Annotated in this window: 12 protein-coding genes; 5 read left to right on the top strand and 7 right to left on the bottom strand. The window is 37.6% G+C overall.

Annotated elements, in window-relative coordinates:
* Positions 1-76: 76 nt before the first annotated feature.
* From capB to VKY50_RS07665, 5 genes are all read right to left on the bottom strand, one after another.
* Positions 77-1,339: a cysteate-C-fatty acyltransferase gene (gene capB, locus VKY50_RS07685; RefSeq protein WP_324300524.1), complete on the bottom strand. Its 1,263-nt coding sequence runs from the start codon at positions 1,337-1,339 to the stop codon at positions 77-79.
* Between the two features lie 93 nt (positions 1,340-1,432).
* A complete protein-coding gene (locus VKY50_RS07680; RefSeq protein WP_324300522.1) occupies positions 1,433-2,293 on the bottom strand; it encodes an SDR family oxidoreductase in 861 nt (286 codons plus the stop codon).
* A 35-nt stretch (positions 2,294-2,328) separates the two neighbouring features.
* On the bottom strand, positions 2,329-3,189 hold the full coding sequence (locus VKY50_RS07675) for a cupin-like domain-containing protein (protein ID WP_324300519.1): 861 nt from the start codon (positions 3,187-3,189) through the stop codon (positions 2,329-2,331).
* Positions 3,190-3,204: 15 nt separating this feature from the next.
* The gene (capA, locus tag VKY50_RS07670; protein ID WP_324300517.1) at positions 3,205-4,245 is read right to left on the bottom strand and encodes a cysteate synthase; all 1,041 of its coding nucleotides are present in this window, start codon (positions 4,243-4,245) and stop codon (positions 3,205-3,207) included.
* 71 nt (positions 4,246-4,316) lie between these two features.
* On the bottom strand, positions 4,317-6,455 hold the full coding sequence (locus tag VKY50_RS07665) for a S9 family peptidase (protein WP_324300515.1): 2,139 nt from the start codon (positions 6,453-6,455) through the stop codon (positions 4,317-4,319).
* A 62-nt stretch (positions 6,456-6,517) separates the two neighbouring features.
* Between VKY50_RS07665 and VKY50_RS07660 the strand changes: the two genes are divergently transcribed.
* A complete protein-coding gene (locus VKY50_RS07660) occupies positions 6,518-6,841 on the top strand; it encodes a YbaB/EbfC family nucleoid-associated protein (RefSeq protein WP_324300513.1) in 324 nt (107 codons plus the stop codon).
* A gap of 183 nt (positions 6,842-7,024) precedes the next feature.
* The gene (locus VKY50_RS07655; RefSeq protein WP_324300511.1) at positions 7,025-7,351 is read left to right on the top strand and encodes a YegP family protein; all 327 of its coding nucleotides are present in this window, start codon (positions 7,025-7,027) and stop codon (positions 7,349-7,351) included.
* Between the two features lie 8 nt (positions 7,352-7,359).
* Here the strand turns inward: VKY50_RS07655 and VKY50_RS07650 are convergent, their stop codons facing one another.
* Complete coding sequence (locus VKY50_RS07650; RefSeq protein WP_324300509.1) at positions 7,360-8,385, bottom strand: threonine aldolase family protein; 1,026 nt, start codon at positions 8,383-8,385, stop codon at positions 7,360-7,362.
* Positions 8,386-8,480: 95 nt separating this feature from the next.
* Between VKY50_RS07650 and prfB the strand changes: the two genes are divergently transcribed.
* From prfB to VKY50_RS07635, 3 genes are all read left to right on the top strand, one after another.
* Positions 8,481-9,578 (top strand): peptide chain release factor 2, encoded by a 1,098-nt coding sequence (gene prfB, locus VKY50_RS07645; protein ID WP_324300507.1) that lies wholly within the window; start codon positions 8,481-8,483, stop codon positions 9,576-9,578.
* Positions 9,579-9,897: 319 nt separating this feature from the next.
* The gene (arsC, locus tag VKY50_RS07640; protein ID WP_324300505.1) at positions 9,898-10,239 is read left to right on the top strand and encodes an arsenate reductase (glutaredoxin); all 342 of its coding nucleotides are present in this window, start codon (positions 9,898-9,900) and stop codon (positions 10,237-10,239) included.
* 96 nt (positions 10,240-10,335) lie between these two features.
* Positions 10,336-12,846: a TonB-dependent receptor gene (locus tag VKY50_RS07635; protein WP_324300503.1), complete on the top strand. Its 2,511-nt coding sequence runs from the start codon at positions 10,336-10,338 to the stop codon at positions 12,844-12,846.
* Positions 12,847-13,271: 425 nt separating this feature from the next.
* Here VKY50_RS07635 and VKY50_RS07630 read toward each other — a convergent pair whose 3' ends face one another.
* The gene (locus VKY50_RS07630; protein WP_324300501.1) at positions 13,272-13,442 is read right to left on the bottom strand and encodes a hypothetical protein; all 171 of its coding nucleotides are present in this window, start codon (positions 13,440-13,442) and stop codon (positions 13,272-13,274) included.
* Between the last annotated feature and the right edge of the window lie 336 nt (positions 13,443-13,778).

Raw genomic sequence — 13,778 nt, 5'->3', positions numbered from 1 at the left:
CTCCAAATACCTTTAATGTACTTAGAGCTTCTATTTTTTAATCCATTAGAAAATTTTCTAATAGTTGTCTATTTATTTACTTATCGCCCATAGCGGCCTCGACAGCTGCAGAAAGACGTTTGTATGTTCCATTTTCAAGACGATCTCTAATGGCAGAGAACGCTTCCAATGTCAGTTGTATATCCTCTAGATCATGGGTAGCGGTCGGAATCATACGCAAAAGAATCAATCCTTTTGGTATAACAGGATACACTACAATGGAGCAGAAAATCCCATAATTCTCACGTAAGTCTTTCACAAGAGCCATTGCCTCAGGAATGCTTCCATTTAAGTATACTGGTGTCACACAACTCTGGGTCGTTCCAATATTGAACCCACGTACTTTCAGGCCATTTTGAAGCGCATTTACATTCTCCCAAAGTTTTTCTTTAAGTTCAGGCATCGTCTTCATCATTTGCAAGCGCTTCAATGCTCCTTTCACATAAATCATTGGCAATGACTTAGCGAACATTTGAGACCGAAGATTATATTTAAGATAATCGATGACTTCTTTATCACCAGCTAAAAATGCACCAATACCAGCCATAGACTTGGCGAAGGTTGCAAAATAAACGTCGATTTGATCTTGAACTCCTTGCTCCTCTCCTGTTCCAGCACCAGTTTTCCCAAGGGTACCGAAACCGTGAGCGTCATCGACTAGTAATCTAAAGTTGTACTTTGTCTTAAGGGCAACGATTTCTTTTAAACGGCCTTGCTCTCCACGCATACCAAACACTCCTTCTGAAATCACTAAGATTCCTCCTCCTGTTTGTTCTGCCATTTTTGTGGCACGCTCAAGATTTTTCTCAAGGCTTTCCATATCATTATGTTGATATGTAAAACGTTTACCCATATGAAGTCGCACACCATCAATAATACACGCATGTGAGTCAACATCATATACTATAATATCGTCCTTGGTTACTAAAGCATCAATACACGACACCATTCCTTGGTATCCAAAATTCAATAAATATGCCGCTTGTTTGTTAACAAATTCAGCGAGTTCATTCTGTAGCTGATCGTGCAAGTCGGTATGACCACTCATCATTCGCGCCCCCATAGGATATGCAGCGCCGTGTTCAGCAGCAGCCTCAGCATCTACTTTAAGTACCTCCGGATGATTTGCCAACCCGAGGTAATCATTTATACTCCAGGTGATAACATCTTTTCCATTAAACTTCATTCTATTTGAGATATGTCCTTCCAATTTTGGAAATACAAAATATCCCTCAGCCTGAGAAGCCCATTTTCCTAATGGACCTTTATTCTCAATAATTCTATCAAATAAGTCTCTCATGTAAATGGAGGTTTTCTATTCTTTTAAATTGTATTTTGTGTTTACTTAACAGAGGCCAAAAGTAACTAAAATTAAGGTCTTTTCATAACATATTTACGAATCTTGTAAAAGATTACGAAATTGTTTTTGGAACATCTTATCTAAGAATTTATCTGGAAATACATGTATAGCCAGCCAAAACAGCCATTTTTTTGGAGCGACTAAATATCTTGTTCTGGTTTTTTTACCCTCTGCAATGTCGTATATTAAATTGGCTACAATACTGGCATCCAGAGCCGCTCCTTCCATCCCTTGTACAGCTTTATCCATCTTGGCATAGATCCGCTCATATGGCGTGCCTTTGTATTTATTGATCTGCTCGGCAGATTCCGCCTTTGCCTTATTCCATATTTCAGACTGTATAGGTCCAGGTTCGATAATGGTTACACTAATACCAAAATCCAACAACTCCCTTCTAAACCCATCAGAAATCGCCTCCACTGCATGTTTAGAGGCAGCATATGGTGCCATAAATGGACGGGTCACACGACCAGCTCCACTACTGATATTGATCATTTTTCCTTTCGGGAGGTTATTGTTAAATCCAAGCAGAGGCAAAAAGGTCTGAGAAACTCTAACTAGGCCTAATACATTAATATCTAGCTGCTGCGAAAATTCTTCTAAGGCAATATAAGCCATAGGACCATTGACCGAAACTCCAGCATTATTCACTAAGCAATCCAGGGGTTTATCCTTTAAAATAGCTTTGACGTCTTGATAGGCAATTTGTATGGCTTTTAAATCTGTTACATCGAAGATTAGTGGATGGAAGTTTACTCCCAATTCTCCTTGTAGGCCATCAGCATCAGCTTGTTTTCTGACACTTCCAAAAACCAAGTAACCTCGTTTTAGAAATAATTTTGCGGTACTCAACCCTATTCCAGAGGACACTCCAGTGATCAATATACTTTTCATAGGTATTTTTTACTATTGAGAAAAAAGGCGTTTTATCAAACGCCCATTTTCATCATTGCCCTATGGGCGTTTTGTTTTGCTTTATTATCCTTATAATCTTTCCAATGCTTTCCTGCCAAGTAATTCATTCCGCTGTCAAAAGCAAAGTGCCGTAGTAAATTTGATGCACCCTGAATTTTAGTCTTCAAGGAATCATTAGCCCGTAAAGCAAGTGAAAATCCTCCTTTTGAGTAGTATACAAAATGCCACCATAATTTAGGGATAAACAACGTTTCGCCGTGTTCAATAACCGCTTTAAATCCTTTTGCATATTTAAAGGCTGGAAACCTTTCTAAATCGGGATTTAGCACATCCACATGAGAATGGTTGGTATAAGGCAATTTATATAAAAAATCAGATTGATCAGGTGGGTATAAGTAGACTACTTTTTGCGTCTGAAAATGTGATAGAAACACATGAGAACAATCAATATCGTAATGTAGATTAAGCGCCGAGCCTTGCCCTCCAAAGAACATCAATGCGAATTTCATAAAGCCATCCATAATCGTGGGCGTCTGATAGTCCTTTGAGAGTTCTGGAGCACGTTTCATAATTTGAAAATTATGAAACCTTAAGCTTGTTGGTTTATTCGCAATTATTTCTAAATAATCTCGGAACTTTTTATAAGTTGTTGGCTTCATATAGCCATTACCAGGTTCATGATAAGAATCATCATACATTGGAATTTCCCATTCACCATACTGCCTTTTAAAAAAATCAAAGGTCCATTTTTCTCTAGCAGGCCAGTCTTTAGTTAAATCCTTAAAAATTACAGGTCTCTGGGCAGAAAGATAATGCTCTTTAAATTCCTCTTTGGTGATCCCCTCAACCTTATCAACCAAATTGAAATCCGACATGGTATAAGTTTTGATTTATTTGATATATTCAATTTTTTGTATTGCTTCCGTATTGACAGAATCAAAGAACCCTTGATCCCGCATCCATTCATCACTATATATTTTACTCATATAGCGTGATCCGTGGTCTGGGAATATCATAATAACATTGCTATTCGCATCAAACTCACCGAGCTCAGCCAATTGCTTGGCAGCCTGAAATGCCGCACCACTTGTGTAGCCTACAAAACAGCCTTCAGTTTTTGATATCATTCGAGCAGTATGTGCACTCTCTTCATCTGTCACTTTGATAAATTCATCAATAACATCAAAATCTGTTGCACCTGGTATAAGGTTTTTCCCTAATCCCTCAATTCTATAAGGGTATATTTCGTTGGTGTCAAATTCACGTGTTTCATGATATTTTTTCAAAACAGAACCATAGGCATCTACTCCTATCACTTTTATGTTAGGATTCATTTCTTTTAAAAAACGTCCTGTTCCAGATATAGTTCCTCCAGTTCCGCTGCAGGCAATAAGATGTGTAATTTGTCCGTTTGTTTGTTCCCATATCTCAGGACCAGTTGTCCTGTAATGAGCCTCCATATTGAGTTGGTTAAAATACTGATTAATATAAACCGAACCCTTCATCTCTTCGTGCATTCGTTTAGCGACCTGGTAGTATGACCTAGGGTCATCTGCACTAACATGTGCAGGACACACATATACCTTTGCCCCCATAGCGCGTAACATATCAATTTTATCAGGCGAAGACTTTGAGCTTACCGCTAAAATACAGTCGTATCCCTTAATAACACTAACCATGGCAATACTAAATCCTGTATTACCCGAGGTCGTTTCTATAATAGTGTCTCCTGGTTTTAATATTCCCTTACGCTCTGCTTCTTCAATAATATGAAGTGCAATCCTATCCTTACTCGAATGACCTGGATTAAAAGCCTCAACTTTAGCGAAGAAGTTTCCAATAAGATTTTGGGTTATTTTACTTAGTTTTAGCAAGGGTGTATTACCTATTAAATCTAAAACATTATCGTAAGCATTTATCTTTTGTTTCATAGAAATTTGGTTAGATACAAAATAGATTTGAATTCCTCCAAACCTTGCAAATTTAAAGACTTTTTTTAAAACTATTGGTGAATTCCTTCTAAATCTAAAATAAAAGCATATTCCTGGGCTACTTCTTTTAAAGCTTCAAAACGCCCCGAAGCACCGCCGTGTCCAGCATCCATATTGGTTTGGAAAAGCAATATTTGTTCTCCTTTTTTAACACTTCTTAACTTTGCTACCCACTTAGCAGGTTCCCAATACTGTACTTGAGAATCATGGAATCCTGTGGTCACTAGTAAATTTGGGTATTCTTTTGATGCTACATTATCATAGGGAGAGTATGACTTTATGTAATTGTAATACTTCTTTTTATTTGGATCACCCCATTCATCATACTCACCAGTAGTTAGTGGGATGGATTCATCTAACATGGTAGTTAACACATCGACAAATGGAACAGCAGCAATTACACCGTTGTATAACTCTGGTGCTAAGTTTATCACAGCTCCCATAAGCAAACCACCAGCAGAACCTCCCATGGCATACATATGCTCTTTGGTGGTGTACCCCTGCTGAATTAGAAACTCTGTACAATTGATAAAATCCGTAAATGTATTCTTCTTCTCTAGGAGCTTCCCTTTTTCATACCACTGCCTTCCTAAGTATTCTCCACCTCTAATATGAGCAATAGCATAGATAAATCCTCTATCGAGCAACGAAAGCCTCACTGAGGAGAAATAAGGGTCAATAGTTGCGCCGTACGATCCGTATCCATAGAGTAATAATGGATTGCCACCGTTGTTTCTCATATCCTTTCTATAAACAAGTGAAATAGGAATCTTAGTCCCATCATTTGCCAGGATCCATACTCTTTCAGAGGCATAATTATCCTTATCAAAGGTACCTCCTAGCACTTGTTGTTCTTTTTTGACCACTCTTTCTTTAGTCTTCATATTAAAGTCAATAGTACTGGCCGGTGTGGTCAAAGCGTTGTACACAAAACGAAGCGTATCTGTTTCAAACTCCAAATTAGTGGAGGTGAAAACTGTATAAGTCTCATTGTCAAATGGGATATAGTAAGCATCCCCTTTGTCCCATGGCCGAATCATAATTTTGTTTAATCCTTCAGAGCGTTCACTAATCACCAGGTAATCTTTGAAAATATCAATATCCTCCAACAACACTTCAGGTCGGTGTGCAATAACCTCTTCCCAATGCTCCTTCAAGGTGTTATCCACTGAGGTTTTCATAAGTTTAAAATTGGTGGCACCATCGGCATTGGTGAGTATATAAAATGTATCTTTATAATGTGAAATACTATACTCCAAACCTCTGACTCTTGGCTGAAAAACCTTTGGTTGTTGATCTGGATGATCGGCATCAATGAAACTAAACTCTGTTGTAAGGGTGCTCCCAGAACCAAAAACAATATATTTCTGAGACTTGGTTTTATAGACAAAAGCTCTAAAGGTCTCATCAGGCTCGTGATAGACTAACTGATCCTTGGATCCTGAACCTTGGGTATTAAACACGTGCTTAAAAATTTTATCAGAGCGCAAGGTTTGTTTATCTTTTCTGGTATAAAAAAATGTTTTATTGTCGTTCGCCCAGGTACTTGATCCCGTAGTATTCTCTATACGTAATGGATAAACCTCTCCAGTTACCAGGTTTTTAACCTGCAGAACGTACTCTCTTCTACTTACAGTATCCACTCCAAACACCGCTAGAGTATTATCAGGACTTATATTAATACCATTTAAATTAAAGTACGAATGGCCCTTTGCCATTTCATTACAATCGAAGAGCACCTCGTGATGCGCCCCTTCTTCATCTTTTTTTCGTAAATAGATCGGATAATCTTTCCCCTTTTCATACTTAGTGGAGTACCAATACCCATTATATTTATAGGGAACGGAAGAATCATCTTCTTTTATACGAGATTTCATTTCTTCAAAAAGTGATTTCTTAAGATCCTCGGTATGCGCAGTCATTTTATTGTAGTAATCATTCTCGCGCTCTAGGTAGTCTATCACCTCTGGGTTATCTCGTTCATTTAGCCAGAAGTAGTTATCCACTCTTATATCACCATGTTTCTCTAAAATAACTTCTTTTTTATCTGCAACTGGTGGGGTAATTTTTGTCATAGCTTCTTGTTGTTTCTCTTTACAGGAACTCACAAAAATATAACTTACTATAAGAATAAAAGTAATGTACCTCATATAAATTTTAATTAGTGTAATACTGAAGTAATTTAGTAAATTTGATGCAAAAACTTAAAACTATGTTTGGAGATCTCATGGGAATGATGGGCAAATTAAAAGAAACCCAACAAAAAGTAGAAGAAACCAAAAAAAGACTCGATACCGTAACACTTCGCGAGAAAAGCTCTGATAAGCTCATTGAGGTGACAATTACTGCAAACAGAGAATTAAAATCTATCGAACTTGATCCTTCGCTCCTACAAGATAAGGAACAGTTAGAAGATTATTTGGTGTTGTATATCAATAAAGCCATTGCTCAGGCATCCAAAATAAACGAAGCTGAGTTAGCTGCTGTTGCCAAGGAAGGTATGCCCAACATTCCTGGAATGGACATGTTTAAATAGTAGCACAATTAGAAGAATACTTGGTGCATTGGGATCCTCTTTCCAAAGCAAAATCATCTCTCTTAAATCCATGAGCGAAGGAAAAATTGAGAAGTATTGATATAGTTATCAATATATTTTTTAAATTCACATGGAATGTTGAGCGATGCTCCTTATAAATGATCAATTAAGCCAAGTAACCTTATGTATAAGATTGAGAGATCAAATTCTGGGAATGTTTTTAATTTTTTATTGCTGGCAGAACACGGACATATCCTCCTTAAAAGTATTGCATTTGACAGTATAGAAACTGCAGAAAAAGAAATTGAAAGTGTAAAAGTGAATGCCTTAAATATGAGCAGATACGAACGTAAAACCACCCCCGAAGGAAAGTTCTACTTCAACTTAAAAAATGCCAACGGTGTTATATTAGGCCAAAGTCAAATGTACTCCTCCGAGGCTGGTATGGAGAACGGTATTCTTGCCGTTAAGAACAATTCGAAATCAAAACAAATCAAACTACCGATTTAAAGGAGATTTTATAGCTCCAGTGACCTTAACACCTGTAATGTTCTAGCGTGCATTTCACTGGTATAATCCAGATGGGTTACCATTCGTAACTTTCCCTGACCTAGATGGATAATTTTAATTCCATGCTGTGTTAACAGTTTTAAAAACTCAGTAACTAATACCCCTTGGTCTAAATAAAAAATCACAATATTGGTTTGTACGGGCTCAATTGATCGCACAAACTTTTTATCATTCAAAACCGCTGCAAGTTCCTTGGCTCTTTGGTGATCATCTTCTAAACGATCTATATGATGATCCAAGGCATAAAGGCCAGCTGCTGCCAAGTATCCTATTTGTCGCATTGCCCCTCCTAGTACCTTTCTAACGCGCAGTGCTTTTGAAATAAACTGCTCATCCCCTATTAACAAGGATCCTACAGGGCAACCTAACCCTTTACTTAAACAAACTGATATAGAATCAAAAAGTGAACCGTATTGCATGGGATTTTCGTTTTTGGCCACCATGGCATTCCATATCCGAGCGCCGTCTAAGTGCAATTTTAAATCATGTTCTCTACATACCGTACGGATTTGTCGAATCTCATCTAAGTCCCAGCAGGTTCCCCCTGCACTGTTGGCAGTATTCTCAATGCAGACCAAGGAAGTAATGGGTGTATGATAAAATTCTGGAGTATTGATCTGACCTTTCAATTGTTCAGCAGTAAAGGCCCCATATAAACCATCGATAAGCCTACAGCTCACACCGCTATTAAAACTCACACCCCCGCCCTCAAAATTAAACACATGAGCATCCTTATCGGCAATTAGTTGCTCCCCAGGCTGTGTATGCACTTTTATAGCCGTTTGGTTCGCCATAGTACCACTGGGAAAAAAAAGAGCAGCTTGTTTCCCAAACATTTTAGCCACTTTTCTCTCCAAAGCATTCACCGTAGGATCTTCTTTAAATACATCATCTCCCACTTTAGCTTTAAACATATAATCTAGCATGGCTGGTGTTGGTTGTGTAACGGTATCACTAACTAAATTTACTTCCATCAATTTTAGTTTAACAATCGCTAAAGTTAAACATCGGCGGTGAAAAACTTATCAAGATTAAAAAAAGATATTATACTTTTGGAAAAAATTACGATATGATCAGCCATGAACAGGTGAAAAATCTTTCTGAAAGAACGGAAGACCTTAGGAAATATCTCAATATAGAGCAAAAGCTAATCGAAATTCAAAATGAAGAAGAAAAGACTTTTGCGCCTGATTTCTGGGACAAACCCAAGGAAGCCGAAATCATCATGAAGACCTTAAGGACCCAGAAAAAGTGGGTAGAAGATTTTCAACTCGTTAAAACAATGGTCAGTGATCTTGAAGTTTTACTTGAGTTTTACAAAGAAGGTGAAGCCGAGGAAGCGGATGTAATTAATCAATTTGATAGGGCTAAAGATCTCATTGAAAACTTAGAGTTTAAAAATATGCTCTCAGAAGAAGGTGATAATATGAGTGCAGTGTTGCAGATCACCTCCGGGGCAGGTGGAACAGAGAGCTGCGACTGGGCCTCTATGCTGATGAGAATGTACATCATGTGGGGAGAGAAGCACGGATATAAAATAAAAGAGCTCAATCATCAAGATGGCGATGTGGCCGGGATAAAGACAGTTACTCTTGAATTTGAAGGAGATTTTGCTTTTGGATGGCTCAAAGGAGAAAATGGTGTTCATCGTCTGGTGAGAATATCACCTTTTGACAGTAATGCTAAACGACATACTTCTTTCGCCTCTGTATATGTTTATCCACTAGCGGATGATTCCATTGAAATTGACATAAATCCTTCCGAAATTTCCTGGGACTTTGCACGATCTAGTGGTGCCGGTGGACAGAATGTAAACAAAGTTGAAACCAAAGCCATTCTAACGCACCACCCCACTGGAATTATCATTCATAATTCAGAAACGCGATCTCAACTTGAGAACAGAGAAAAAGCCATGCAAATGCTTAAATCGCAATTATATGAAATTGAACTCAAGAAAAGACAGGCTGCTAAGGATGAAATTGAGGCAGGAAAAATGAAAATTGAGTGGGGTTCTCAGATACGAAATTATGTGATGCATCCCTATAAACTTATAAAGGATGTACGAACTGGGCACGAGACAGGAAATGTCGATAATGTAATGGATGGCGGACTAGATGAATTTCTAAAAGCTTACTTAATGATGATGGGACAAAAACACGAAGAATAACCAAAATCCACATCGTTCGGGAGTATAACTGGACTTGTATTTTTTTTTTAAAGCGAGTACAGAAATACTATGGTTTTTTTTTCAAGAAATTACATGACTAAGAAAAATACACATTTGACTTGGTCTGTATTGTTTTAGCCATGATATTTTCCTTAGAAACTATTTTTAGGGTTATGTTTTTGTATTTTTGCTATTACAAAACTCAACTGTTTTAAAAAGTTCACCTTGTAAAAAACTCAAGATAAACCAATAAAATAAACGCTTTTGCGTATTTAATATCTTATTTTCGGGAAATGCCTAACTATAAAATAAAGAAATCATGATTAAGATATACCACAATCCAAGATGTCAGAAATCTCGTGAAGGATTACAACTCCTAGAGAGCACTGGTAAAGAGATTAAGATAATTAAATACCTAGAGGATACCCCTACTATTTCTGAACTTACCCAAATTATTAAAACTCTAGGGATTTCACCTATCGAACTGGTTCGAACCAAAGAAGAAATTTGGAAAAAAAAATATAAAGATCTAGCCTTAAGTGACCAAGAGATTATCGCTGCAATGGTTGAAAATCCAAGGCTTATCGAGCGTCCAATAGTGATTCATGACAACAAGGCAGTTATTGGCCGACCTCTTAAGAATATAGAGGCAATTTTATGAAAAGTTTAACCATTTCCGCTTAAACCTTCCTATATTTTTGGCGTCTGAAATACAAACGTAATTTATTCGAACTAATTATTTATTTAGACGCTTACTATGAAATTTAAAACATTGTGCTGCGCTATTGCGGCAATTTTTCTAGCCACTTTAAGCTATGCTCAAGGTCCAAATAGGCAAATTACTGTTACAGGCAAGGTAATTGATGCCGACACTTCTGAACCTTTAGAGTTTGCTACACTAGTATTACAAAAGGTGGATGACCCGAATGTTATCACAGGTGGAATCACAGATCAAAACGGAGAATTTAGGGTTGAGGCACCCGCTGGAAGATATAATGTGCGGGTAGAATTCATTTCCTACCGCCCTTTCACCCTGAACAATCAAAACATTACAAACGATAAAGATCTCGGTACAGTTGAACTAGCTATCGACGTAGCGCAACTCGATGCTGTAGAGGTCGTTGGTGAAAAAACTACTGTAGAAGTTCGGTTAGATAAAAAGGTGTACAACTTAGGAAAAGACCTTACCACAAGTGGAGCTACCGTAACAGATGCATTGAACAATGTTCCTTCCGTGACTGTGGATGTTGAAGGCGCTATTAGTCTAAGGGGTAACGAAAACGTACGAATCCTTATCAACGGGAAACCATCTGCTATGGCAGGTTTTGGTTCTACTGATGCCTTAAAGCAGCTGCCTGCGGATGCAATTGAAAAGGTAGAAGTTATCACGAGTCCTTCAGCTAGATATGATGCTGAAGGTACTGCTGGGATTCTAAACATTGTATTAAAGAAAGAAAAAACACTTGGATTTAACGGATCGGTAAGCTTAACTACAGGATACCCTTCGACAAGCCGTATCAGTGCCAATTTAAATTTAAGAACCAATAAATTCAACATCTTTACCACTTTGGGTCATTTCTACCGGGAGCCTCCTGGGAGAGCAAATTTCGACAATCGTTACTTTGGGGGATCGGCATTCGATCGGGTTACTGAGGATCGAGAGATGATAAGAAAAGATAATGGATTCAATGTAAATTTAGGGATGGAATACTTCCTAACGGATCGATCTTCCATTACCGCTAGTGTGTTCACTCGACTTTCGGATGAGCAGGACGATACTAAGAACTCAACCACACGATATATCGATACCACCATCGATAGTAGAACGCTTCGTGAAGAATTGGAAAAGCAGGATGATAAGTCCTATCAAATTTCTTTAAACTACACCAATCACTTTAACGACGAAGGTCATAAACTAACGGCTGATTTTCAATACTCCACCGATGATGAGACTAACAATACGGATGTTTTTGAAAATCAATTCTACCCTAGTCAGGCCTATATCGACAGAGAAAGAGTATTTGAAACCGATGTAGAAAACGAATATTTAATCCAAGCGGATTATGTACTTCCCATGGGAGATGCTCAGTTTGAAGCGGGATATCGTGGTGATTTAGAACATACTAAAAACGATTATGAGTTGTCGCGTTACAATCCAGAAACTGACGAATTCACAGTGGATTACGGGCTGACAAATGTTTTTGACTACGAAGAGAATGTACATGCCTTATACACCCAGTATGGGAACAAATTTGGTAAATTCTCATTTCTATTAGGATTGAGATTAGAGAATACCCAATTAAAGGGTAAGGTAACTTCAGATCTAACTAATGAGCAGCTTATGGATACCCTAGGCTTCGAATTTGATCCAGATTTCGATAAGAACTATTTAGAATTATTCCCGACCGTTAACCTTACTTATGAATTGGGAGAAAACGAAAATATTTCATTAGGGTATAACCGAAGAATCAACCGACCAAGAGGTTGGTTCATTAACCCATTCCCATCCCGCTCAAGTAGAACAAACATCTTTCAAGGAAATCCAGATTTAAATCCAGCATTCGCAGATGCTTTTGACTTAGGCTATTTAAAAAGATGGGATGACTTGACATTAACCTCCTCTGTGTATTACCAAAGAGAAACAGAATCTTTTGACCGAGTGCAAAGAGAAACTGGTCAACAAACCTCCGATGGTATTAATATCATTAGTACCATTCCTATTAACCTCTCAACAAACCAACGATATGGTGGAGAAATCGGTTTAATGTACGGTGGAATTGATTGGTTACAACTAAACGGAAGTTTCAACTTATTTAAATCTAAAACAGATGGAGAATACCAGGGAGTGGATTATGGTACAGATAACACCAGTTGGTTCTCAAGACTTAGTGCTAAGGTAGATTTACCAGCAAGAGTAGCTTGGCAAACCAACGCCTTTTACATGGGACCACGTGAGAACTCACAAACAAAATCAGATGGTATGTTATCAGTGGATATGGCGCTTAGCAAAGACATCATGGGAGATAATGCAACCATTTCAATGAATGTAAGTGATTTATTAAACTCTCGTAAAAGAAATTCATTCACACAATCTTATAACGATGTTGGTGATTTATCTTTTACCTCTGATAATGAGTTTCAATGGAGAGAACGTCAATTCACCGTATCATTTGTATACCGATTTAACCAACCTAAAAACGAAAGAAATCAAAATCGTCCCAATGGTAATGACATGGATGATGAACAAGGAGGAGGATTCCAGGGATAGTAAAAGAGTTTCGTAATTAGAATACAAATAATAGAAGTTTAAAAAGAAGCCTTTCTCGGCTTCTTTTTTTTTATGTGCGCCTAGCATGGGCGATTATAGGGTTCAAGTCCCGAGCACGCCCTAGAAGGGTAAATGTTAGCTTAAGGCAAGGGTGTCCATCTAAAGGAACCGTCCTGTACCCTACTGTATGCGCAGTAATGCCAGAGGACATATAGAGAATTAATCCCTATCCTCCTACTCAATTTCCATTACAACTGTATAACCCTTTACCTTTTATACGGCGACAATAGGCACATAAGCAAAAGAGTATTATTTTAAATATGTTAAAACTGCTCCACCAAAAGCTAAAAACAATTTAAACTGGGTTATTTTTCAGGGGAGGTTAGAAACTAAAAAAGAAGCCTTTTGAGCTTCTTTTTTGTTTCTTAATTTTCCTGTGCCTTTCTAGCGGCTTTTTTTTCTTTGATGATTTCAATAATTGAACCACCTAACCAATAAGGTATCACGAAGGTTAATAAAAAAATCATTAACCAAAACCCTATGACCATTACAGTCATAATTGCTAAAAAGCCCAGATACTGATCAAATTCGAACATAATTCCGGAAATTTTCTGAATTCGATTCAAAGATAAGTACAATTCTTAATTTACACATCAATAAATCAATTAATTTAATTAACCTTCCGCATTTCATATCATTTATCTCTAATCCAGCATGCCTTCATCAATACATAGTCCATCGTATATTTTTTAAGTGTTTGACTTAAAATGTAACGAGGCAATTTAAGAGTTTAAAAAAATAAATACTGTACATTTGTGCTATCAATAAAACTTCGATATTTATTATGGAATACAGAATTGAGAAAGACACCATGGGAGAAGTTCAGGTGCCTTCAGACAAGCTATGGGGAGCGCAAACAGAACGTTCTAGAA

Source organism: Galbibacter sp. (genome assembly GCF_035306585.1).
Taxonomy (GTDB): Bacteria; Bacteroidota; Bacteroidia; order Flavobacteriales; family Flavobacteriaceae; genus Galbibacter.
This window is presented reverse-complemented; position numbering and strand designations above follow the sequence as displayed.

Coding starts and splice junctions, on each gene's coding strand:
- arsC (WP_324300505.1), top strand. CDS start 9,898: ATGATTAAGATATACCACAATCCAAGATGTCAGAAATCTCGTGAAGGA.
- VKY50_RS07630 (WP_324300501.1), bottom strand. CDS start 13,442: ATGTTCGAATTTGATCAGTATCTGGGCTTTTTAGCAATTATGACTGTA.
- VKY50_RS07650 (WP_324300509.1), bottom strand. CDS start 8,385: ATGGAAGTAAATTTAGTTAGTGATACCGTTACACAACCAACACCAGCC.
- VKY50_RS07665 (WP_324300515.1), bottom strand. CDS start 6,455: ATGAGGTACATTACTTTTATTCTTATAGTAAGTTATATTTTTGTGAGT.
- capB (WP_324300524.1), bottom strand. CDS start 1,339: ATGAGAGACTTATTTGATAGAATTATTGAGAATAAAGGTCCATTAGGA.
- VKY50_RS07635 (WP_324300503.1), top strand. CDS start 10,336: ATGAAATTTAAAACATTGTGCTGCGCTATTGCGGCAATTTTTCTAGCC.
- VKY50_RS07655 (WP_324300511.1), top strand. CDS start 7,025: ATGTATAAGATTGAGAGATCAAATTCTGGGAATGTTTTTAATTTTTTA.
- capA (WP_324300517.1), bottom strand. CDS start 4,245: ATGAAACAAAAGATAAATGCTTACGATAATGTTTTAGATTTAATAGGT.
- VKY50_RS07680 (WP_324300522.1), bottom strand. CDS start 2,293: ATGAAAAGTATATTGATCACTGGAGTGTCCTCTGGAATAGGGTTGAGT.
- prfB (WP_324300507.1), top strand. CDS start 8,481: ATGATCAGCCATGAACAGGTGAAAAATCTTTCTGAAAGAACGGAAGAC.
- VKY50_RS07660 (WP_324300513.1), top strand. CDS start 6,518: ATGTTTGGAGATCTCATGGGAATGATGGGCAAATTAAAAGAAACCCAA.
- VKY50_RS07675 (WP_324300519.1), bottom strand. CDS start 3,189: ATGTCGGATTTCAATTTGGTTGATAAGGTTGAGGGGATCACCAAAGAG.